Below are 21,121 nucleotides of genomic sequence, written 5' to 3'. Positions count from 1 at the left end.
GGACATACCTATCGGTTGGTTTGATGGTAATTCTTTGGCTGGTCTCTCCAGCGCACCGGGGTGTTCGGGGTCGCGGAACGGTGTCGGGCCGGGCCACATGCAGGTAACGATTGCGCGGAGCAGGCGACTCGGGGGCGGGCGAGGGGAATAGCGTGGTGCCAATGTGACTCATGTCACGACGGAGGTCGATGGCGATGCGCGGATCTACGAGGGGTGTCCAAGACGGAGCACGGACCGCGGTGCTGCTGCTGATCGCGGCACTGGTGCTACCGCTCGGACTGGCGCTCGGCGCCGCCGCGCCCGCCTCGGCCAATCCGTACGACCGGTTCCACGAGGACTGGGTGCCTGCGCCCGGCGGGGTCGGGCACATCAAGGTCCGGATGTGGCTGGCGAACAACGGCAGCAACAAGGCCGTCTACCTGCTCGACGGGATCCGGGCGACCAACGACATGAGCGGCTGGGAACACGAGACCAACGCCGCCTGGCTGTCGGATCACGGCGTCAACGTGATCGAACCGGTCGGCGGCGAGTCCAGCTTCTACGCGGACTGGTATGCCCCGAACAACTTCACCAACCAGCCGTACAAGTACATGTGGGAGTCGTTTCTCACCCAGAACCTGCCCGACCACCTCGCGGCCAGATACGGCATCAGCCGCACCAGTAACGCCGTCGTCGGGTTGTCGATGGGCGGCAACGCGGCACTGATCCTGGCGGCCCACCACCGCAACCAGTTCACCTTCGCCGGCGCGATGTCGGGCTACCTCAACCTGTCGGCGCCCGGGATGCGGGAGGCCATCCGCATCGCGATGCTCGACGCGGGTCTGTACAACTCGGACTGCATGTGGGGCCCGCCCTGGGACGCGGCCTGGTTGCGGCACGACCCGTTCGTCCAGGCCGAGGGCCTGCGCGGGCTACCGATGTGGATCGCGGCAGGCAGCGGTCTGCCGGGCGTGCACAACCGCCCGGTGTACCCGATCGACTACGTCAACACCGCGACGGGAATGGGCCTCGAGGCGCTCTCGCTGGCCCAGACCAGGGCCTTCCAGGTGCGGCTGATGACCATGGGCATCGATTCCGCCCACTTCGACTTCCCGGCGACGGGAACCCACGCATGGCCGTACTGGCAGGACCAGCTGTGGGCGATGCTGCCGATGCTCAAGGCCTCGATCGGCGCCTGACCCGGCGAACCGGAGTCAGGCCGCCTCGGCGGCGGCCGCGATGTCCCGCAGATCCTGCGCCATCATCTTCGCGGTGGCCTTCGCGCCGAGACCGCCGAAGACCTTCATCAGCAGCTTCGCCAGGACGCTGGATTTGCCGGGGTCCGCGGTGAAGGTCATCGAGAGGTCGGTGCCGTCGCCGCTCGGGGCGAGGGTGAAGGACGTCGTGTAGTCGGCGCCGCGGGAGTTCGCCTTCACCACGGTCCGGCGCTCCGGGTCCACCTCGGCGACCCACATCTCCTCGGTTGCTTCCTTGCCCAGCATCTTGCGGGTCTCCCGCCAGCGGGTGCCCACGACGTAGCCCTCGCCCGCGACCCGCTCCGTGCTGATCACCCCGGTGAGCGTCGTCGCGGCCGCGTCGAGGTCGGTGAGCACCGCCCAGACCTTCGCAGGCGTCGCCGCCACGTGCTGGGTGAGCTGAATCTCGGTGTTCGACAAGGTCGGTGCCCTTCGTTCGGGAGGTATCCAACTCGGCTGGAACGGAACCCGGCGGCGCTCGATGCCCGTACGCTGCCCGGTGTTCACCCTCCGTTCATCGTAAAGGCAGCACCACGTGAATCCTTCTCGACGGGCAGGCATCGCCGCCCTTGCCGCCACCGCTGCGGTCCTGCTGGTCAGTGCCGCGCCCGCCCAGGCGGATACGGTGGGCGCATCCGGATCGCCGTACTCGGCGACCACCGCGGTCGGCGTGCACAACGCCTACGAGCAGCAGACGTACGAGCACCTCGCGGACGCGCTGGATTCGGGAGCGGGCCTGATCGAACTCGACGTCTGGACCAACAGTTTCGACGTGGTTGCCAAGGGTGGCGGCATGAGTGATTGGCGGGTCTCGCACGAGAATCCGCTGGCGAACGCCAACAACTGCGCGAACGCGACCGCGCCGGAGCAGTTGCGGGGCCTGTCCCGGGATCAGGATCTCGCCGGGTGCCTCGCCGATCTCCGGGTCTGGCACGACGCGAACCCCGGCCATCGGCCGGTGATGATCAAGATCGAGATGAAGGACGGCTTCAACGCCCCCGGCGGGCTCGGCCCGCGCGAGTTCGACGCCCTTCTCGACGATCGGCTCGGCTCCGCGCTGTTCCGGCCGTCCGATCTGACCGGCGGCGCGCCCGTCACCCTCGACGAGGCCGTGCGCGCTGACGGCTGGCCCGGGCGGGGCGAGCTGGCGGGCAAGTTCATCGTCGAGCTGATCCCGGGGACCGTGGAGGAGAAGAACCCGGCCGATCCGCTGTGGACGGACGTCGAATACGCCACCCACCTCCGGGATCTGGCCGCGGCGGGCACGCTGGACGAGGCCGTCGCCTTCCCCGCCGTGCATCGCGCCGAGGCGGGCGACCCCCGCCAGGCCCGGTATCCGGACGCCACGATCCGGCCGTGGTTCGTGATCTTCGACGGGGACGCCGCCGCGTTCGTGAACGGCGGCATCGACACGGGCTGGTATCGCGATCGCGGCTACCTCCTGGTGATGACCGACGCGCACCAGGTCGCCCCCGCGATCGACGGCACCAGTCCGTCGGAGGAAGCGGCGCGGGCCCGCGTCGACGAACTCGCGGCAGGCAACGCGAGCGTGGTGACCGCGGACTGGCACCCGCTGCCCGGGGTGCTCTCGAGGGTCGTGCCGAGGGGCTGAGACGGCCCGGGCGGGCAGGCGCGTCCGGTAACCTCTGGCGCTCAGGGGAATCGGCGGCGCTGAGGAGGGGGCGGGCATGCCGGACGGCCTGGAACTACGGGTGCTCGGGCCCGTCGCCGCGCTCCGCGACGGACGCCCGATAGACCTCGGTGGTGCCCGTCAGCGCGCGCTGCTCGCGGCGCTCGTCCTCGCCTACCCGCACTCCGTGTCCGCCGACCGTCTCCTGGCCCAGGTGTGGCACGACCTGGACCAGCCCAAGCTCAGTTCGTTGCACGTCGCGATCTCCAAACTGCGCGATCTGCTCAGCCCGGACAGGGCCAGGCGCGAGGACGGGGTGCTGGTGCGCGACGGCAGCCGGTACCTGCTGTCCGCCGAGCGCGGAAGCGTCGACGTCGCGCGGTTCGAGGAGTTGGTCCGGCTCGGCGCCGAGGCCGCGGACACCTCCGCGGACGGGGCGGCGGCCGCCTACCTGGAGGCACTGTCGCTGTGGCGGGGCTCGCCGTACGCCGACATCGCCGGTTCCGAGTTCACCACGCCCGAGATCGCCCGGCTGACCGCGATGCACCTCGAGACCCGCAGGTCGCTGCTCGAGGTGGGCCTGCGCCGGGAGCGATTCGCGGAGGTGGCCGCGGAGGCGGAGGCCCTGGCCGCCGAACATCCCCTGGACGAGCGGATCTGGGAGATCCTGGTTCTCGCGCTGTACCGCGGCGGTCGACAGTCCGACGCGCTGGCCGCGCTGCGCCGGATCAGGGCGATCCTGGACGACGAACTCGGCATCGACCCCGGCATGGGTCTGCGACAGCTCGAGGCTGCCGTGTTGGCGCAGGACGCCGCGCTGCACGGTCAGGCGGCGCCGCCGCCCCCGGCCGAACCCGACCAGCCGGGGGCGCCCAACCTGCCTTCTCCACGGAGCCTGCTGGTGGGCCGGGCGACCGACATCGAATCGGTTGCCACGGCGCTGCGCGAACACCCCCTGGTCACCCTCGTCGGACCGGGTGGGGTTGGCAAGACCAGACTCGCGATCGAGGTCGCGCGGCGCAGACGTGACGCGGACGGCCCGTGGATGGTGGATCTCGGCGCCCTCACCGACGGCGCGCTGATCGTGCCCGCGGTGGCATCGGCGCTCGGGCTGCCAGGGGTCGGCAGCGCGGAGCACCTCGCCGGAGTGCTGGCCGGGCGAAAAACGATGTTGATGATCCTCGACAACTGCGAGCACGTCGTCGCGGAGGCCGCGGCGCTGGCCGTCACGCTTGCCGACCTGTGCCCGGAGGTGCAGCTGCTCGCCACCAGCCGCGAACCCCTCGAGGTGGACGGCGAGGCGCTGCACGAGGTCCCGCCGCTCGCACCGGACGAGGCACGGGATCTGTTCGCGGCGCGCGCGGGCGGCGTGGTGCCCGGGTGGGCCCTCGGCGAGGCCAATGCCGCGACGGTGCGCACGATCTGCGCCGAACTCGACGGCATCCCGCTCGGCATCGAACTCGCGACCGCACAGCTGCGGGTGCTCTCGGAGCAGCAGATCGCCGACGGGTTGGAGGATCGCTTCACCCTCCTGCGCGGTGGGTCTCGAAGCGCCCCACCCCGGCAGCGCAGGCTCGCGGACACCATCGACTGGAGCTACCGGCTGCTGGACGACCAGCAGGCGGTCGTGCTGCGGCAGGTGGCGGTGTTCGCGGGCAGCTTTGACATCGACGGAGCCGCGGCCGTCACCGGGGCTCCGTCGGCGGTCGCCGCGGTGCAGCCGCTGACCGCCCTGGTGCGCCGATCGCTGCTCACCGTCCTGCCGGGCACCTCGCCCCGGCGCTACCGAATGCTGCGGACCATCAAGCATTTCGCGTGGCAGCAGTCCGACCCGGCGGAGCGTCGGCGGACCGAGGCGAGGCACCGGACGCATGTGCTGGCCCGGGTCGCCGCCCGCCAGTCCGCGCTGTACGGCCCGAACTCGGCGGAGGTGATGCGGGAGCTCTCCGCCGACCAGGCCGAGCACCGCGCGGCGCTGGTGTCCGCGCTCGCCGCGGGTGAGCCGCATTACGCCCTCGAGCTGGCCGGTGGGCTGTACTGGTTCTGGTATCGGATGGGCCGTATCGGGGAGGGACTCGGCTTCCTGCACGCGGCCCTCGACGCGGTCGCGGCGGACCACCTCGCCCCCGAACGGCGACAGTTCGCGCGCGCGATGGCAGGCGTCGCGTCGTTGACCTATCTCACCGGGAACAGGGCTGCCGCGTCCGACGCCGCGCGGGAGTCCGCCGCCGCGTGGGCGGCGACAGGCGACCGTGCCGAGGCAGCCCGATTGAGCGCATGGTGCGGCTACTTCCTGTCGATGGACGGCAACCACGACGCGGGTCTCGAGCTCGTCCGCGAGAGCGCCGCGACCGCGCGCAGACTCGGGTCCGGCTTCGCCGAGGCGGACGCCCGGATGGTCTACGGGATGTTGCTGCGCAATCACGGCCGCCCGCTCGAGGCGCGCGCGGAGCTGGTGACGGCGATCGCCATCGCCGAGCGCATCGGCAACAGGTGGTCGGTCGGCTCCTCGACGTGGGCTCTGATGAAGTCGGCGATGGACGCGGGCGACGTGGCGGCCGCGATGTCGGCGGCAGGGGACATGCAGTCGGTCATCGAGGAGGACGGTGACGTGACGTCCTGGCTGGTGCTGATGCACACCGCCGCCGCCGTCCTGGCCGGCGCCGGGCGCCCCGTGGAGGCCGCCGTGCTCGCGGGGGCGGTGCAGTCACTGGGCGGCCGGATCGGGTTCCTGCCGGAGGGGATGGACCCGATCGACGGTCCCCGGGAGGCGGCCGCGGTGCGCGATGCGCTCAGCGCACAGGACTACGCCCTGCACGCCGCACGGGGAGCGGACCTCGACCGGGCGCAGATCAACGCGCTGCTGTCCGGCCTGGTCGGGGGAGAGCGTGCCAAGCCGGCCGTAAGAGCGCGGTAAGAGCGGTCGGCTGTCCTGTGGTGGACAGTTCCGATCGAGCGAAGGGATCCCCGTGTCCACCAGCATCGAAGAATCCTCACCCGTCCTGCCCTCACTGGCCGAGCGCCTTGGCGCCGCAACGGCCGGACCGGTGCACGCGCCGGGCGACGGCGGCTTCGACCTGTCCGTCGCGTCGTTCAACACCGCCACCGCGCACCGTCCGGCTGCGGTGCTGGTCGCGTCGAGCGCCGCGGACGTCGCGGCGGCCGTCGGGACCGCGGCCGCCGCCGGGTTGTCGATCGCGGTCCAGGCCACCGGGCACGGCGCCGCGGCCACCGGCCCCGGGTCGATCCTGATCAACACCCGGCTCCTCGACTCGATCGTCATCGACCCGCACGCCAGGACGGCGACCGTCGGGGCGGGTGTGCGGTGGCAGCAGGTGCTCGACGCCGCTTCACCACACGGGCTCGCCGCGCTGTGTGGGTCCGCGACGGAGGTCGGGGTCGTCGGCTACACCCTCGGCGGCGGGATCGGCCCGGTGGCCCGGACCCACGGTTTCGCGGCCGACCATGTCATCGAGATCGAGGTGGTGACCGCCGACGGCCAGTTGCGCCGGGTCAGCGAGACGAGTGAACCGGACCTGTTCTGGGCGTTGCGCGGCGGCGGGGCGGCGTTCGGGATCGTCACGCAGATCACGTTCCGGCTCTTCCCGATTCAGACCGTGTACGCAGGCGGCATGTTCTTCGACTTCCTCGACGCGCCGCGGGTCCTGCACGGCTGGCGGGACTGGGTGCACCGGATTCCCGAGTCGGTGAGCTCCTCGGTCGCGGTGGTGAACTTCCCGCCGCTGCCCGTCCTGCCCGAGGCCCTGCGCGGCCGCACCGTGCTGCACCTGCGTTATGCGCACGTCAGCGAGACGGAGGACGGGGAGGAGCTGCTGGCACCGCTGCGCGCGCTGGCCGAGCCGATCATCGATACCGTCACCGAGATCATGTACGCGGATGTGGGGTCGATCCACGCCGATCCCACCGACCCGATGCCGGGCGCCGAGCGGTCCATGCTGTTGCGCCGGCTGCCGGCCGAGGCGATCGACGAGTTCCTCGCCACGGTCGGGCCCGCTGGGGGCCTGCCACTGGTGCTGGCGGAGATCCGGGCTATGGGTGGGGCGCTGGCGCGCGGCGCCGAGGTCCCGAACGCGGTGGCGGGCAGGGACGCGGCGTTCAGCCTCTTCGCGGTCGGCGTGCTCGCGCCACCCATCGCGGACGTCGTCCCGGGTGCGTTGGACTCGGTGCTGTCCGCGATGGAGCCGTGGGGGACCGGCGGGGCCTTGATGAACTTCGCGGGCGGAGCCGACGGCGCCCCCGCCGACCGGGTACGGGCGGCCTGGGGTCCGCAGGAGCGCCGACGGTTGTCCGAGATCCGTGACCGGTTCGACCCGAACGGATTGTTCGCCGCCGCCGCGCGCTGGTGACGGCACGCCGGGATGGTTCGGCGCGCACGAGGGGTTCGCGCCGAACCGTCCCGGCAGGCGACGTCACTGCGGAAGTCGGGCCTCCAGGGTGCGGGTCAGGATCTCGAGGGCCAGGTTCCAGCCCCGTGCCATGTCCTGCGTGAGCGCGACCCCGTGCGCAGCCAGCGCGGGTCCGGCGAGGTCGTTGACCTCGTCGGGACCGACGCGGGTCTGTGCCAGCTCGACGATGTCGAGCAACAGGCGGACGCGGTCGCCGTCGCTCATCGGGAGGCAGGCACGGTCGGCAAGGCCGGCGTTCGTCATGGTGCAACCGTATCGGTGTGGATTCCCGACTCATCGCCGCGGAGGGTTACCGCACCCGGCGCTGGTGCGGGGTGGATGAGGGGCGGGTAGCGGGTGCCGTCAGGCGAGGCAGATCGGGAAGGCGACGTTGGGCCCGATGAGCGGGATGAGTCCCCAGGGTGCGCAGGCGAGGACGGTGCCGAGGGCGCCTTGCCACGTCGTCTGTCCGGGCAGGAGTACCACCGGAGTGATCAGGTCGGGGGCCACGGGTGTCGTCTCGGTGACGGCAGGGGGAGTGGTGGGAGGCTCTGGAGCCGTGGCCCCGGCCTGCCCGGCCCCGAGTGTGAGTGCGAGCGCCGGGGCGATCAGGGCCGCAGCGGTCGCCGTACGCAGTGTGATGGTGTTCATGACGTCCTCCTAGAGCAGCAGGCTCGGCCTCGCAAGGGAGCACGGTTGCGGTCGCGGTCCGCCTATCGGAATCCGAGTCCTTCACTAATCGTGCGCCTCCTGTTGGCCTATTGCGAGGGTTCAGTTCGCGCGTGCACGGGTGTGCGCAGGTTGTCCGCGCGCCGCCATGGACTCCCGCACGAGATCGTGATCCGTCGGCTGCGGTGCGAAACGGGTGGTTCGAGCGAAAATATCTGGTGCACAGTCGATTTCGAATCGAGTTCGGAGTCGGCGTCCCGTCGAACGGGTGCGCGCATGAGTCCGGTCGAAGGGAGGGGCAGGAGTGTGTCCGGGACGAGTCCCATGACATGGGATACGGATAGACGTCAGGAACTCGAAACGGGGGTTCGGCCTGAATCTTCGTGGTGCCCTCGGTGAGACTCGAACTCACACTGCACGGGTTTTGAATCCGTTTCCTCTGCCAATTGGGATACGAGGGCTGGCGGTTGTCCACTGTAGAAGATCGTGTCGACGCGTCAAGCACCGGTACCCTTCAATGGTGCGGCGCCTGACTCGGGCGAGGCTGACGACCGAGGGGGATTGGTGATGACGAACGCTCCGGCCGCGCAGGGTGACGGCGCCGTTGCCCGCCGAGTGGTGGTCGCCGAGGACGAGACCCTCATTCGGATGGACCTGGTGGAGATGCTCCGCGAGGAGGGCTACGACGTGGTCGGCGAGGCGGGCGACGGCCAGCGGGCGGTCGAGCTGGCGGAGACGCTCAAGCCGGATCTGGTGATCATGGACGTGAAGATGCCTCTGCGCGACGGGATCGATGCGGCCTCGGAGATCGCGTCCAAGCGCATTGCGCCGGTGGTGATCCTGACCGCCTTCAGTCAGCGCGAGCTCGTCGAGCGGGCCCGCGATGCCGGCGCCATGGCCTATCTGGTCAAGCCGTTCTCGAAGGCGGATCTGGTGCCTGCCGTGGAGTTGGCCGCGAGCCGGTTCGCCGAGATCTCCGCGCTCGAGCGGGAGGTTGCGACGTTGGCCGATCGGCTGGAGTCGCGCAAGCTCATCGAGCGGGCCAAGGGTGCGCTGATGCGGTCGCAGTCGCTGAGCGAGCCCGAGGCGTTCAACTGGATCCAGCGGGCGGCAATGGACGGGCGGACCTCCATGAAGGCCGTCGCCAAGATCGTGATCGAGACGCTCGACTCGAAATAGCCCGCGACACGCAATGTAACCATTGCGCTAACGAAGTGTTTCGAGGCGAAGATGCGGTCTTTCTGCATTGGGTGACGAAATGATGCAGACCTCGCAAATATCGCTGTCACCTGCGCTTTCTCCAATACGCGGCCATTCTTGGTCGGTCGTATAGTTTGCCTGTCGCAATTGGGTCGGCGCGGCGAACTACTTCAATGTGATGCACGGGCATTGCCGCACGGTTATGTTTTGTCCGGGCTGGCGGACGGCCCCTCCGGAATTGTCCGGGGCGCACAGATTTCGGAGGTGGGACGTGCACCGTCGTACAGCGAGAGGCGCGTTGATCGTTGGAGTCGCAGCAGCGCTAGCCGTCGCGGGCTGTAGCAGCAAGACGACCGACGGCGGATCGTCGGAAACCAGCGGAACGGGGGAGTCGAGCGCGCTCAGCATTCAGCCGGGGGTGCTGCTCGATTCGGCGGGCAACGAGGTCGCGAGCACCGACGTCACCGACGCGGCCGATCCCGCGGGCAGCGGCAACGCCACCTGCTCGGGGGTCTCGCTCGCGATGGCGGGCGCGCTCACCGGCGCCAACGCCGCGCTCGGGCAGAACATCCTGTACGGGGCCAAGCTCGCCCTCGACAAGCACAACCAGGCCAACCCGAACTGCCAGGTCGAGATGGAGACCTTCGACACCGAGGGTGACCCGCAGAAGGCGACCCAGGTGGCGCCGAACATCGTGAGCAACGCGTCGATCGTCGGCCTGCTGGGACCGGCCTTCTCCGGCGAGACCAAGGCAACCGGCCCGATCTTCAACCAGAGCGGGCTGCCCTTCCTCACCGCGTCGGCCACCAACCCCACACTGACCGAGAACGGCTGGACCACCTTCTTCCGGGGCCTCGGCAACGACAACAGCCAGGGTTCGGTCGTCGCCAAGTACCTCACCGGGACGCTCGACGCGAAGAAGGTGTGCGTCGTGCAGGACGATTCCGACTACGGCGTCGGCCTGGCCCGCGTTGTGACCGAGACCCTCGGCGCCGCAGCGGATCCCGCCTGTTCGGCCAGCGTCAAGACCGGTCAGAAGGACTTCTCGGCCACTGTGTCCCAGATCAAGGCAGAGTCGCCCGACGCGATCTGGTACTCGGGCTACTACGCCGAGGCGGCGCCGTTCGTGACCCAGCTCCGCGAGGGCGGGGTGACCGCGACCTTCAGCTCCGGTGACGGCACCAACGATCCCGAGTTCGTCAAGCAGGCAGGCGAATCCGCGAACGGCGCGGTTCTCACCTGCCCCTGCGTCCCGGCGCCCGCCGCGCTGGCAGAGCAGTACGAGGAGCTCAACGGCCAGGCGCCCGGCGTCTACTCGGTCGAGGGCTACGACCTGACCACGATCATGCTCAGGGCCATCGACTCCGGGGTGAAGGACCGCGCCGGAATGCTGGAGTTCGTCAAGAACTACGACGGGCAGGGCGTCGGCAAGAAGTACCAGTGGAACGACAAGGGCGAGCTGTCCAACGCCCTGATCCAGATTTACAAGGTCAACTGACAGAACGGATCTCGCAGCCGGGTGCCTGCTCCAGTGCAGGCCCCGGCTGCGTCGTCGGGGCGCGGTAGCGCCTCCCGACCTTGAAAGTGGCATCGATGATCGCGACTTCCCTCGCCGCCTCGGCAACCCTCTACGCGGGCAATATCGACTTCAATATCGAGGGGCTCACGACGAGCTTCTGGCAACTGACCATCGACGGACTGAGCTACGGCGCCATCTACGCACTGGTGGCGATCGGTTACACGCTGGTCTACGGCGTGCTGCGGCTGATCAACTTCGCGCACTCCGAGGTCTTCATGCTCGGCATGTTCGGGCAGTACGTGGCGCTGGAGCTGCTCGGCTTCACGCCGAGCGGCAATGCGTACAACGAGGGCGTCGTCATGACGGTCGTGTTCCTCGGTCTGGCCATGCTGTTCGGCATGGCCGTCTCGGGCGGCGCCGCGGTTGGGCTCGAACGCGTCGCCTATCGGCCGCTGCGCAAGCGCGGGGCGAAACCGCTCACCTTCCTCATCACCGCGATCGGAATGTCGTTTGTGCTGCAGGAATTCGTGCACTACGTGCTCCCCGAGATCTGGCCGGGGCTCGGCGGCACCAATGCGCAGCAGCCCATCAAGCTGGTCCAGCCGGTCGAGGTGTTCAGCATCTTCGGCGCCTCGGTCAGCAACGTGACCATCGTGATCATCGTGGCGGCGTTGCTGCTCACCCTGATCACCGACATGATCATCAACCGGACCAAGTTCGGCCGGGGGATCCGGGCGGTGGCCCAGGACCCCGACACCGCGACGCTGATGGGCATCTCGCGGGAGCGCGTGATCATGCTGACCTTCCTGCTCGGCGGCATCCTCGCGGGCGCGGCGGCGCTGCTGTACACCCTGAAGATCCCGTCCGGGATCATCTTCAACGGCGGCTTCATCCTCGGGATCAAGGCGTTTTCCGCGGCGGTGCTCGGTGGCATCGGCAATCTCCGCGGGGCCCTGCTCGGTGGCCTGCTGCTCGGGGTCATGGAGAACTACGGCCAGGTGCTGTTCGGCACCGAGTGGCGCGACGTGGTCGCGTTCGTGCTGCTGGTCGTCGTGCTGATGTTCAGGCCCACCGGGATCCTCGGTGAGAGCCTGGGAAGGGCGCGGGTATGAGTACCGAGAATCCGGCTGCGGCGCAGCCCGATCCGACCGAGCTGCTCAAGGGTCCCCAACCCGACAAACACGGTGTCGGCGACGCGATCCGGAGCTGGTGGAACGGCCTGGCCCGGCCGATGCAGTGGCTTTTCGGGGTCCCGGTGATCGCCCTGATCGCGATCCTGCCGGTCTGGCGGCCGCCGATCCTGGACACCCCGGGCACCGACTTCGGCGGGGTGATGGCCCAGTTCGCGATGTACGCGCTCATCGCCATCGGCCTCAACGTGGTCGTCGGCCAGGCCGGCCTCCTCGACCTCGGCTATGTCGGCTTCTATGCTGTCGGCGCGTACACCGTCGCGTTGCTCACGAGCCCGAACAGCCCGTGGAACAAGATGACCGAGAGCGGGTTCTTCTCGGAGGACTGGGCGTGGCTGTCCTGCCTGCCGATCGCGGTGGCCATCACCGCGTTCACCGGGCTGATACTCGGCACCCCGACGCTGCGGCTACGGGGCGACTACCTGGCCATCGTCACCCTCGGCTTCGGCGAGATCGTCCGGCTGCTGGCCGACAACCTCACCGACGTCACCAACGGCGGTCAGGGGCTCTCCCAGATCGCGTACCCGCACCTCGGCGAGACCGAGGACAAGCCGTACGGGGTGTTCTCGGCGGGCAACACCGGCGGCAACCTGAACTCCGGTGTGTGGTGGTTCTGGGTCGGGATGGTGATGGTGATCATCGCGCTGCTGCTGGTCGGCAACCTCGAGCGCAGCCGCGTCGGCCGCGCCTGGGTCGCGATCCGGGAGGACGAGGACGCCGCCGAGATCATGGGCGTGCCGACCTTCAAGTTCAAGCTCTGGGCGTTCACCATCGGCGCCTCGATCGGCGGCCTGTCCGGCGCGCTCTACGCCGGGCAGGTGCAGTTCATCAACCCGACCGGGTTCAACGTCATCAACTCGATGCTCTTCCTGTGCGCGGTGGTCATCGGTGGTCAGGGCAACAAGCTCGGCGTCATCGTCGGCGCGTTCATCATCGTGTACCTGCCCAACCGGGCGATGTCGATCGAGATCGGCGGGCAGTCGCTCGGCGACTACAAGTACCTGTTCTTCGGCCTGGCGCTGGTGGTGCTGATGATCTTCCGCCCGCAGGGACTTTTCCCGGCGCGGCAGAAACTGCTGGCCTACGGCAGGCAGATCTACCAGGCTGTACGTAGACCCAGCGACGCGCCGGGCGCCGGTCCGGCGCCGAGCGGAGCAAGGACGGAGGTCGGCGGATGACGGCGGGACCTGGCGCGGGCGGCGCGATGTTCGACAACGAGGACATGGCCGCGAACCTCGCGCCCGAGGTGGATGTGCCGACCGCGGGCGTGGTGGACGTCGCGGCCATCGACCCGGCACTCGTCGACCCCGAGGCGGTCGCCGAGGCGGTGGCCCCGCAGCGGGAGATCGAGACCGCCGAGGGTCAGGCGCTGCTGAAGACGGAGGGCCTGACCGTGCGTTTCGGCGGGCTCGTCGCGCTCGACGACGTGTCCTTCGAGATCCGGCGCGGCGAGATCCTCGGCCTGATCGGGCCCAACGGCGCGGGCAAGACCACCTGTTTCAACGCCATCACCGGTGTGTACAAGCCGTCGGCCGGGCGGGTGATGTTCGACGGTGAGCCGCTGGCCAAGACGAAGCGCAACGAGATCACGCGGCTCGGCATCGCCAGGACCTTCCAGAACATCCGGCTCTTCGGCGAGATGACCGCGCTCGAGAACGTGGTGGTCGGCACCGATGCCCGGCACCGGACCTCGGTCCCCGGCGCGATCTTCCGGACCCGTCGTCACCGCCGCGAGGAACGTGACGCCGTTGCCCGCGGGATGGCGCTGCTGGAGTTCGTCGGCATCGCGCCCCGCGCGGTCGAGAAGGCGAAGAACCTCTCATACGGCGACCAGCGGCGACTGGAGATCGCCAGGGCGCTGGCCACCGAGCCCAAGCTGTTGTGCCTCGACGAGCCGGCTGCCGGGTTCAACCCGAGCGAGAAGTCCGCCTTGATGGACCTGATCCGCAAGATCAGGGACGACGGCTTCACGGTGCTGCTGATCGAGCACGACATGCGCCTGGTGATGGGCGTGACCGATCGCATCGTGGTCCTCGAGTTCGGCAAGAAGATCGCCGACGACCTGCCCGCCGCGATCCGCGAGAACCCGGCCGTGATCGCTGCCTACCTGGGGGTGCCCGACGATGCCATCGCATAGGAAGACCGAGGAGGCCGGCCAGGCCGGTTCTGTCGCGACCGCCGAGGGGCCGCTGTTGGAGGTGACCGACGTCGCGGTGAGCTACGGGCGCATCCAGGCGCTGCACGGGGTCTCACTGCACGTCGATCGCGGTGAGCTGGTGACCCTGCTCGGCGCGAACGGGGCGGGCAAGTCCACCACCATGCGGGCGTTGTCCGGGCTGCTGCCGCTCACCCACGGTCGCATCGTGTTCGACGGCCGGGACATCACCCACGTGAAGGCGCACGAGCGGGTGAAGATGGGCATGGTGCAGGCGCCCGAGGGGCGCGGCGTGTTTCCCGGGATGACCGTGCAGGAGAACCTCGACATGGGTTGCTATGCACGCAAATTCGAAACGAAGGCCGCGTACTCCGAGCGCCTGGAGTGGGTGTTCGAGCTGTTTCCCCGGCTCGAGGAGCGCCGCACCCAGGTCGGCGGGACCATGTCCGGCGGTGAGCAGCAGATGCTGGCCATCGGCCGGTCGCTCATGTCGCGGCCGCGTCTGCTGATGTTGGACGAGCCGTCGATGGGGTTGGCGCCCATGGTGATCCAGCAGATATTCCGGATCATCGCGGAGATCAACGCGCAGGGCACCACGATCCTGCTGGTCGAGCAGAACGCGCAGCAGGCGCTCACCCGGACAGATCGGGCCTACATCCTGGAGACCGGCGAGGTGACCAAAACCGGGACCGGCAAGGAGTTGCTCGCCGATCCGGCGATCAAGCGCGCCTACCTCGGGGTGGGGTAGCGGTGGTCGGGGTGGTTCTCGGGTGTCGGTCCACGTCCCTAGACTCAGTGCGGTGAGCCCAGCAACCGATCAACGGTCCTCCGCCCGCCCCGACGGCGCCGCAACCGCCGACAAGCCGACGTTGTTGCTGCTCGACGGCCATTCCCTGGCCTATCGGGCGTTCTTCGCGCTGCCCGCCGAGAACTTCAAGACGCACAGCGGACAGACCACCAACGCGGTGTACGGGTTCACCTCGATGCTGATCAACCTGCTGCGCGACGAGCAGCCGACGCACGTGGCCGCCGCGTTCGACGTCTCCCGGCAGACCTTCCGCGCGGAGGCCTTCCCGGAGTACAAGGCGAACCGCAGCAAGACCCCGGACGAGTTCAAGGGGCAGGTGGAGATCACCAAGGACGTGCTCGGCGCGCTGGGTATCCCGGTGATGGCCGAGGCCGGTTTCGAGGCCGACGACATCATCGCCACCCTCACCACGCAGGCCACCGAGCTGGGTTACCGGGTGCTGGTGTGCACCGGCGACCGGGACGCGCTGCAGCTGGTCACCCCGGACGTCACCGTTCTCTACCCGAAGAAGGGCGTCTCCGAGCTCACCCGGTTCACGCCCGAGGAGGTCGAGGCCAAGTACGGCCTGACCCCGAGCCAGTACCCGGACTACGCCGCCCTGCGCGGCGACCCGAGCGACAACCTGCCCGGCATCCCCGGCGTCGGCGAGAAGACCGCGGCGAAGTGGATCCGGGAGTACGGCTCGTTCGACGAGCTGGTGCTGCACGTCGACAAGGTCAAGGGCAAGGTGGGCGACTCGCTACGCGAGAACCTGAACAGCGTGATCCTCAACCGTCGCCTCACCGAGATGGTCCGCGACGTGCCGCTGCCGTACACGCCGGACCAGCTGGTGCTGGCGCCGTGGGACCGGGACCGGATCCACATGCTGTTCGACGACCTCGAGTTCCGGGTGCTGCGGGACCGGTTGTTCGACACCCTCTCCTCCGCCGAACCCGAGGCCGAGGAGGGCTTCGAGGTGCGCGGCGGCGCGCTGGCGCCGGGCGAGGTTGCGGACTGGCTGGCCGAGCATGCCCGCACCGGACAGCGGCACGGGCTGTCGGTCGTCGGCTCGAAGCAGCCGTACGGCGGCGACGCCAGCGCGATCGCGATCGCGGCCTCGGACGGCGAGGGTGCGTACATCGTCACCGCCACCGCGAGCCCCGAGGACGAGAAGGCGCTCGGCGCTTGGCTTTCCGACGCGAGCGAGCCGAAGGCGCTGCACGAGGCCAAGGTGGCAATGCACGCCCTCCGCGGTCGCGGTTGGGTGCTGGGCGGGCTGACCAGCGACACCGCGCTCGCGGCGTACCTGGTCCGGCCGGGGCAGCGCAGCTTCAACCTCGACGACCTGTCGCTGCGGTACCTCAAGCGCGAGCTGCGGGTCGAGGACTCGGGCGAGGGCCAGCTCTCGCTGCTCGACGAGGAAGACCAGGCCGATGCGGCCGTCGCCGAGGGCGAGATCCTGCGGGCAAGGGCGGTGGTGGATCTGGCCGCCGCGCTGGATACCGAGCTCGCCGACATCGAGTCGGCCGGGCTGCTCACGGAGATGGAGCTGCCGCTGCTCGGCGTGCTCGCGGACATCGAGTACACCGGCATCGCCGTCGACACCGCGCACCTGCACGACCTGCAGAGTCGCTTTGCCGACGCCATCAACCTGGCCGCCAACGCGGCGTACGAGGTGATCGGCAAGCAGATCAACCTCGGCTCGCCGAAGCAGCTGCAGGTGGTGTTGTTCGAGGACCTCGACATGCCGAAGACGAAGAAGACCAAGACCGGGTACACCACCGACGCGGCCGCGCTCGAGGCGCTGTTCGAGAAGACCGAGCACCCCTTCCTCGAGCACCTGCTCGCGCACCGCGACGCGACCCGGCTCAAGGTGACCGTCGACGGGCTGCTCAAGTCCGTCGCGGAGGACGCCCGGATCCACACCACCTTCAACCAGACGGTGGCCGCCACCGGCAGGCTCTCGTCCACCGAGCCCAACCTGCAGAACATCCCGGTGCGCACAGACGCGGGCCGCGAGATCCGGGACGGCTTCGTCGTCGGGGAGGGCTACGACTACCTGCTGACCGCCGACTACAGCCAGATCGAGATGCGGATCATGGCGCACCTGTCCGGGGACGAGGGCCTGATCGAGGCGTTCAACACCGGCGAGGACCTGCACAGTTTCGTGGGTTCGCGTGCGTTCGGGGTGCCGATCGAGGAGGTCACCCCAGAGCTGCGCCGCCGGGTGAAGGCGATGTCCTACGGGCTGGCATACGGCCTGAGCGCTTTCGGCCTCGCGTCGCAGCTGAAGATCTCCACGGAGGAGGCGAAGGGGCAGATGGACGCCTACTTCTCTCGCTTCGGCGGGGTCCGCGACTACCTCCGCGAGGTCGTCGAGCAGGCCCGTAAGGACGGCTACACCTCCACGCTGTTCGGCAGGCGCCGGTACCTGCCGGACCTGAACAGCGACAACCGCCAGCGTCGTGAGGTGGCCGAGCGGGCCGCGCTCAACGCCCCGATCCAGGGCACCGCCGCCGACATCATCAAGGTCGCGATGATCGACGTGCAGCGCTCCCTCGCCGAGTCGGGGCTGCGCTCGCGGATGCTGCTGCAGGTCCACGACGAACTGGTGCTCGAGGTGGTCGAGTCCGAGCGCGAGCAGGTCGAGGCGCTGATCCGGGAGAAGATGGCGGGCGCCATCGAACTCTCTGTGCCGCTGGAGGTCTCGGTTGGCACCGGTCGCAGCTGGGACGCGGCTGCCCACTAGCCGGGCGCCGCAGCGGGCGCATCAGCCCGTGGTCGGATTCGGCCGTAAGGAACGGGCGACCGTGGGGTGATGCCTCATGGTCGCCCCGTCCCTAGCGTGAGGCGGGTGATCAGAATCTCCCGAATCGTTCCCGCCGTGGTCCTCGCGCTCGCGCTACCGCTCACTGCGGCCGCTGTCAGCCCGGCGTCCCCGCTCGCGGCCGCCGACGCGGGTTCCTCGGCCATCGGAGCCGTCCTCCAATTGCCCGCTCCCACAGGGGCGTTCGCGGTCGGGCGGAACACGCTGCACCTGGTCGACGAGTCCCGTCCCGACCCCTGGGTCGCATCGGACCCGCGTGAGCTGATGGTCAGCATGTACTACCCGGCCCGCCCCGGATCCGGCGCGCGGGCGCGGTACGCCACGACCGAGGAGATCAGGCTGCTGCTCGAGGGGCAGGAGTTGGCGGGCCTGGTGCCAGCCGAGGTGCTCAGCGCCACCGGCACTCACAGCGTCGTCGACGCTGTGCCGGTGGAGGGCTCGTACCCGCTGGTGGTGCTGTCGCCTGGCTTCACCGCCTCCCGTTACACGCTCACCGCCCTGGCCGAGGCGCTGGCCGCCCGCGGCTTCGTCGTGGCCGCCGTCGACCACGCGAACGAGTCGTTCGGCATCGAGTTCCCGGGCGGGCAGATGTCCACCTGCCTCGCCTGCGAGCGGACCAAGGATGAGGGGACCCTCGGTGTCGTCACCGAGACAAGGGCCGCGGACGTGTCGTTTCTCCTTGACCGGCTCACCGCACCCGACTCGGCCTGGCCGCATTCGCGTCTGATCGACAGCGAGCGCATCGGCATGGCAGGCCACTCGATCGGCGGAGCGAGCGCAGCGGAGGCGATGGCGGCGGACGATCGCGTTCGCGCGGGCGTCAACATGGACGGCTCCTTCCATACCTCGATGCAGCCGGATGGGGTCAGGGACCGGCCGTTCCTGATGATGGGCACCGACGACGAGGTCCACCGCCCCGGCGGTCAGGACGTGTCGTGGGACGCGGCGTGGAGCCGGCTCGTCGGGTGGAAGCGATGGCTGACCGTGGCCGGTGCCGGCCACGCCTCCTTCACCGACATCCCCGCCCTCGCCGAGCGGTTGGGGATGCCGGTCGGGGCCGCCTCGCCGATCGGGGCCGCACTGCCGGGGGGTCGATCGGTCGATCTCACCCGTGCCTACATCGGTGCCTTCTTCGACCTGCACCTGCGGGGCATCCCGCAGCCGATCCTCGACGGCCCGAGCCCGGCCTACCCCGAGGTCAGGTTCAACAACCCGTGACCGGGTCGCCACCCGTGGTCGACCGGTCACACGGTGGTGAATCGGGCGACGTAGCGCCGCTGCCAGGGCGTCTCCACCGCATGGGAATCGAAATGCAGGCGCACGAAGGCGACCGCCTCGTCGGTGGGGACCCCGTCGAGCACGGCGATGCAGGCCAGCGCGGTGCCGGTGCGGCCTCTGCCGCCGCCGCACGCGACCTCCACCCGCTGTGTTCGGGCGCGTTCCCACGCCTCGCGCAGCGCGTCCCTGGCGTCGGCCCGATCGCTCGGCAGCCGGAAATCAGGCCACCGGACCCAGCGCGACTCCCAGTCGTTGGCGGGTGGGGGACTGCCGAGCAGGTAGAGGCCGAACTCGGGACGAACGCCGTCCGGTAGTGGCTTTCGTAGCGCGCGTCCCCGCACGAGGCGTGTCGACGGAAGTCGCAGCACCCCCGATTCCGCTGTGTCCCATGGCCGGTCCATGGTCGGCAAGTTACTCGGGTCACGTGGGGGTGCGCGGCGATGCTGTGGAAGCATTGCGGCATGAGCGTCCTGGTCTGCTTCCACGCCCACCCCGACGACGAGGTGTTCATCACCGGCGGAGTCATGCGTCAGGCTGCCGACGCAGGCCATCGCGTCGTCGTCGTCACCGCGACCGACGGCGCCCTCGGTGAGGTCCCGGAGGGACTGCTCGCGGAGGGGGAGTCGCTCGCCGATCGCAGGCGACGGGAGCTGGAGGAGTCCACCAGCGTGCTCGGCGCGCATCGGGTGGAGCTGCTGCACTACGCGGACTCGGGGATGGCGGGCACCCCCGAGAACGCGAACCCGGCGGCGTTCTGCAATGCCGACGTCGAGGAGGCCGCGGCGCGGCTGGCCGCGATCCTCGTCGAGGAGTCCGCGGACGTGGTCACCGTGTACGACCCCAACGGCGGCTACGGGCACCCGGACCATGTGCAGGTGCATTATGTGGGCGTGCGCGCGGCGGAGATCGCCGGGGTGCCGCACGTCTACGAGGCGGCCGTCAGCCGTGATCACATCCGCAGGCTGATGGCGGCCAATCCGGAGTGGTCGGAGGACGCCCAGCCGCCGGACCTCGACACCTTCGGCCTGCCGGAGGAGGACATCACCACCGTGGTGGACGTGACCGCGGCGATGGGCGCCAAGCGGGCCGCGATGCACGCGCACGCGACGCAGGTCGGCGACTTCGGACCGTTCCTGCAGATGCCGGAGGAGCAGCTGCGGGCCGCGTTCGGTCAGGAGTGGTTCCGGCGCCGGGGTGCCCCCGCCGGGCTGGCGGAGACGGCGCTGCCGCTCTGACGCGGCCCGCGGGCGCTCACTCCTGAGCGGCCGCGACCTGCTCGCGGACCTTGTCCATGTCCAGCGCCTGGACCTGGGTCACCAGATCCTCGAGCGCCGCGGGCGGGAGTGCACCGGGCTGCGAGAAGACCAGGATGCCCTCACGGAAGGCCATGATCGTCGGGATCGATCGGATGTTGGCCGCGGCCGCGAGTCCCTGCTCGGCTTCGGTGTCCACCTTCGCGTGCACCACGTCGGGATGCTGCTCGGCGGAGGCCTCGAAGGTCGGGGCGAAGTTGCGGCACGGTCCGCACCACGACGCCCAGAAGTCGACGAGGACGACATCGTTCCCGCCGATGACTTCGTCGAAGTTCTGCTGGGTCAGGGTCTGCGTGGGCATCTGAATCCTCTCGTCAATGCGTATCGACCGGGTTCAACGCGGCCGCGTGTCCGATTCTTCCCGCCAGGGGCGCGCATGTGTGGGAGAACCCGGCTCAGGCGATGAGCCATTCCCGCTTGGCCTCGCCGTCCCACCGCCTGATCGAGACCGCGTGTCCGGTCAGATGGGTGGCCGAGACGGCGCAGATCGCGGTCCCGATCTGCTCGGGCAGCACCCGTCTGGCCAGTGTGACGTGCGGCGTCCAGTCCCCGGGATGGGTGTGCGCGGGTATCCCCTCGCTGTGGCGCATCAGGCGGAAGACGGTCCGTTGCAGCGACAGCAGACCGGCGGTCGGGACGACCAGGTGTGCCAGCGTCTTTCGATGACCGCCGAACACGACAAGGCCGCCGAGGGTGACCTGGAGGGCGGGGGCGAGCAGTCCCCGCTGCAGTTCGAGTTCGGTCTCGGGGTCGATGTGCTGGGCCACCGCGAGCGTGATGTGCGGGCGGTTCGAGACCTGCCGGACCGCGTCCTGCCCGCGGATCCCGGTTCCGGATACCTGGCGCCACTCACGGCGCACCGCTGCGTCGAGGCGGTCGTCGAGCAACAACTCCACGGACTGCACCATGGTG

19 protein-coding genes and 1 tRNA gene are annotated in these 21,121 nt (G+C 69.5%); 13 read left to right on the top strand and 7 right to left on the bottom strand.

Features of this window, described 5'->3' with window-relative positions:
- Positions 1-194 precede the first annotated feature (194 nt).
- Positions 195-1,178, top strand: a complete 984-nt coding sequence (locus FCG67_RS21370; protein WP_136911649.1) for an alpha/beta hydrolase — start codon at positions 195-197, stop codon at positions 1,176-1,178.
- Positions 1,179-1,193: 15 nt separating this feature from the next.
- Here the strand turns inward: FCG67_RS21370 and FCG67_RS21365 are convergent, their stop codons facing one another.
- Positions 1,194-1,655 carry an SRPBCC family protein gene (locus FCG67_RS21365; protein WP_136911648.1) on the bottom strand — a complete coding sequence of 154 codons (462 nt, stop codon included), beginning with the start codon at positions 1,653-1,655 and terminating at the stop codon, positions 1,194-1,196.
- A gap of 115 nt (positions 1,656-1,770) precedes the next feature.
- Between FCG67_RS21365 and FCG67_RS21360 the strand changes: the two genes are divergently transcribed.
- From FCG67_RS21360 to FCG67_RS21350, 3 genes are all read left to right on the top strand, one after another.
- Entirely contained in the window at positions 1,771-2,847 is a 1,077-nt protein-coding gene (locus tag FCG67_RS21360; RefSeq protein ID WP_136911647.1) for a phosphatidylinositol-specific phospholipase C domain-containing protein, read from the top strand.
- 76 nt (positions 2,848-2,923) lie between these two features.
- Positions 2,924-5,782: an ATP-binding protein gene (locus tag FCG67_RS21355; RefSeq protein WP_136911646.1), complete on the top strand. Its 2,859-nt coding sequence runs from the start codon at positions 2,924-2,926 to the stop codon at positions 5,780-5,782.
- A gap of 52 nt (positions 5,783-5,834) precedes the next feature.
- On the top strand, positions 5,835-7,232 hold the full coding sequence (locus tag FCG67_RS21350) for an FAD-binding oxidoreductase (RefSeq protein ID WP_246045207.1): 1,398 nt from the start codon (positions 5,835-5,837) through the stop codon (positions 7,230-7,232).
- Between the two features lie 63 nt (positions 7,233-7,295).
- Here the strand turns inward: FCG67_RS21350 and FCG67_RS21345 are convergent, their stop codons facing one another.
- From FCG67_RS21345 to FCG67_RS21335, 3 genes are all read right to left on the bottom strand, one after another.
- Positions 7,296-7,535: a hypothetical protein gene (locus FCG67_RS21345; protein ID WP_097213216.1), complete on the bottom strand. Its 240-nt coding sequence runs from the start codon at positions 7,533-7,535 to the stop codon at positions 7,296-7,298.
- Positions 7,536-7,634: 99 nt separating this feature from the next.
- The gene (locus FCG67_RS21340; protein WP_136911645.1) at positions 7,635-7,922 is read right to left on the bottom strand and encodes a hypothetical protein; all 288 of its coding nucleotides are present in this window, start codon (positions 7,920-7,922) and stop codon (positions 7,635-7,637) included.
- A gap of 402 nt (positions 7,923-8,324) precedes the next feature.
- A tRNA-Leu gene (locus FCG67_RS21335) sits at positions 8,325-8,401 on the bottom strand.
- Positions 8,402-8,507: 106 nt separating this feature from the next.
- Here FCG67_RS21335 and FCG67_RS21330 point away from each other — a divergent pair.
- From FCG67_RS21330 to FCG67_RS21295, 8 genes are all read left to right on the top strand, one after another.
- Positions 8,508-9,119 carry an ANTAR domain-containing response regulator gene (locus FCG67_RS21330; RefSeq protein ID WP_136911644.1) on the top strand — a complete coding sequence of 204 codons (612 nt, stop codon included), beginning with the start codon at positions 8,508-8,510 and terminating at the stop codon, positions 9,117-9,119.
- 319 nt (positions 9,120-9,438) lie between these two features.
- A complete protein-coding gene (locus FCG67_RS21325; protein WP_246045206.1) occupies positions 9,439-10,638 on the top strand; it encodes a branched-chain amino acid ABC transporter substrate-binding protein in 1,200 nt (399 codons plus the stop codon).
- A 95-nt stretch (positions 10,639-10,733) separates the two neighbouring features.
- Positions 10,734-11,771: a branched-chain amino acid ABC transporter permease gene (locus FCG67_RS21320; RefSeq protein WP_136911642.1), complete on the top strand. Its 1,038-nt coding sequence runs from the start codon at positions 10,734-10,736 to the stop codon at positions 11,769-11,771.
- Positions 11,772-11,890: 119 nt separating this feature from the next.
- Complete coding sequence (locus FCG67_RS21315) at positions 11,891-13,027, top strand: branched-chain amino acid ABC transporter permease (protein WP_425467872.1); 1,137 nt, start codon at positions 11,891-11,893, stop codon at positions 13,025-13,027.
- Between the two features lie 26 nt (positions 13,028-13,053).
- Entirely contained in the window at positions 13,054-13,986 is a 933-nt protein-coding gene (locus FCG67_RS21310) for an ABC transporter ATP-binding protein (protein WP_425467871.1), read from the top strand.
- Positions 13,973-14,752 carry an ABC transporter ATP-binding protein gene (locus FCG67_RS21305; RefSeq protein WP_136911640.1) on the top strand — a complete coding sequence of 260 codons (780 nt, stop codon included), beginning with the start codon at positions 13,973-13,975 and terminating at the stop codon, positions 14,750-14,752. Before FCG67_RS21310 ends, FCG67_RS21305 begins: the two co-directional genes overlap by 14 nt.
- 52 nt (positions 14,753-14,804) lie before the next feature.
- The gene (polA, locus tag FCG67_RS21300) at positions 14,805-17,540 is read left to right on the top strand and encodes a DNA polymerase I (protein ID WP_136911639.1); all 2,736 of its coding nucleotides are present in this window, start codon (positions 14,805-14,807) and stop codon (positions 17,538-17,540) included.
- A gap of 105 nt (positions 17,541-17,645) precedes the next feature.
- Entirely contained in the window at positions 17,646-18,836 is a 1,191-nt protein-coding gene (locus FCG67_RS21295; RefSeq protein WP_246045204.1) for an alpha/beta hydrolase family protein, read from the top strand.
- A 26-nt stretch (positions 18,837-18,862) separates the two neighbouring features.
- Here FCG67_RS21295 and FCG67_RS21290 read toward each other — a convergent pair whose 3' ends face one another.
- Positions 18,863-19,297, bottom strand: coding sequence for a protein-tyrosine phosphatase family protein (locus FCG67_RS21290; protein ID WP_136911637.1), 435 nt, complete (start codon positions 19,295-19,297; stop codon positions 18,863-18,865).
- A 60-nt stretch (positions 19,298-19,357) separates the two neighbouring features.
- On the opposite strand from FCG67_RS21290, the gene FCG67_RS21285 reads away from it, so the two are divergent.
- On the top strand, positions 19,358-20,131 hold the full coding sequence (locus FCG67_RS21285; RefSeq protein WP_136911636.1) for a PIG-L family deacetylase: 774 nt from the start codon (positions 19,358-19,360) through the stop codon (positions 20,129-20,131).
- A 16-nt stretch (positions 20,132-20,147) separates the two neighbouring features.
- Here the strand turns inward: FCG67_RS21285 and trxA are convergent, their stop codons facing one another.
- On the bottom strand, positions 20,148-20,510 hold the full coding sequence (trxA, locus tag FCG67_RS21280) for a thioredoxin (protein ID WP_077041823.1): 363 nt from the start codon (positions 20,508-20,510) through the stop codon (positions 20,148-20,150).
- Positions 20,511-20,604: 94 nt separating this feature from the next.
- A complete protein-coding gene (locus FCG67_RS21275; protein WP_136911635.1) occupies positions 20,605-21,117 on the bottom strand; it encodes a 2'-5' RNA ligase family protein in 513 nt (170 codons plus the stop codon).
- Positions 21,118-21,121: the final 4 nt, after the last annotated feature.

Origin of the sequence: Rhodococcus oryzae (genome assembly GCF_005049235.1) — a bacterium.
In the GTDB taxonomy this organism is placed as follows: domain Bacteria; phylum Actinomycetota; class Actinomycetes; order Mycobacteriales; family Mycobacteriaceae; genus Rhodococcus_G; species Rhodococcus_G oryzae.
This window is presented reverse-complemented; position numbering and strand designations above follow the sequence as displayed.

What these genes read in the sequence shown, in the direction of transcription:
- FCG67_RS21285 (WP_136911636.1), top strand. Translation starts at nt 19,358, where the DNA reads ATGAGCGTCCTGGTCTGCTTCCACGCCCACCCCGACGACGAGGTGTTC.
- FCG67_RS21320 (WP_136911642.1), top strand. Translation starts at nt 10,734, where the DNA reads ATGATCGCGACTTCCCTCGCCGCCTCGGCAACCCTCTACGCGGGCAAT.
- FCG67_RS21290 (WP_136911637.1), bottom strand. Translation starts at nt 19,297, where the DNA reads ATGGACCGGCCATGGGACACAGCGGAATCGGGGGTGCTGCGACTTCCG.
- FCG67_RS21355 (WP_136911646.1), top strand. Translation starts at nt 2,924, where the DNA reads ATGCCGGACGGCCTGGAACTACGGGTGCTCGGGCCCGTCGCCGCGCTC.
- trxA (WP_077041823.1), bottom strand. Translation starts at nt 20,510, where the DNA reads ATGCCCACGCAGACCCTGACCCAGCAGAACTTCGACGAAGTCATCGGC.
- FCG67_RS21340 (WP_136911645.1), bottom strand. Translation starts at nt 7,922, where the DNA reads ATGAACACCATCACACTGCGTACGGCGACCGCTGCGGCCCTGATCGCC.
- FCG67_RS21330 (WP_136911644.1), top strand. Translation starts at nt 8,508, where the DNA reads ATGACGAACGCTCCGGCCGCGCAGGGTGACGGCGCCGTTGCCCGCCGA.
- FCG67_RS21345 (WP_097213216.1), bottom strand. Translation starts at nt 7,535, where the DNA reads ATGACGAACGCCGGCCTTGCCGACCGTGCCTGCCTCCCGATGAGCGAC.
- FCG67_RS21315 (WP_425467872.1), top strand. Translation starts at nt 11,891, where the DNA reads ATGCAGTGGCTTTTCGGGGTCCCGGTGATCGCCCTGATCGCGATCCTG.
- FCG67_RS21310 (WP_425467871.1), top strand. Translation starts at nt 13,054, where the DNA reads ATGTTCGACAACGAGGACATGGCCGCGAACCTCGCGCCCGAGGTGGAT.
- FCG67_RS21305 (WP_136911640.1), top strand. Translation starts at nt 13,973, where the DNA reads ATGCCATCGCATAGGAAGACCGAGGAGGCCGGCCAGGCCGGTTCTGTC.
- FCG67_RS21275 (WP_136911635.1), bottom strand. Translation starts at nt 21,117, where the DNA reads ATGGTGCAGTCCGTGGAGTTGTTGCTCGACGACCGCCTCGACGCAGCG.
- FCG67_RS21370 (WP_136911649.1), top strand. Translation starts at nt 195, where the DNA reads ATGCGCGGATCTACGAGGGGTGTCCAAGACGGAGCACGGACCGCGGTG.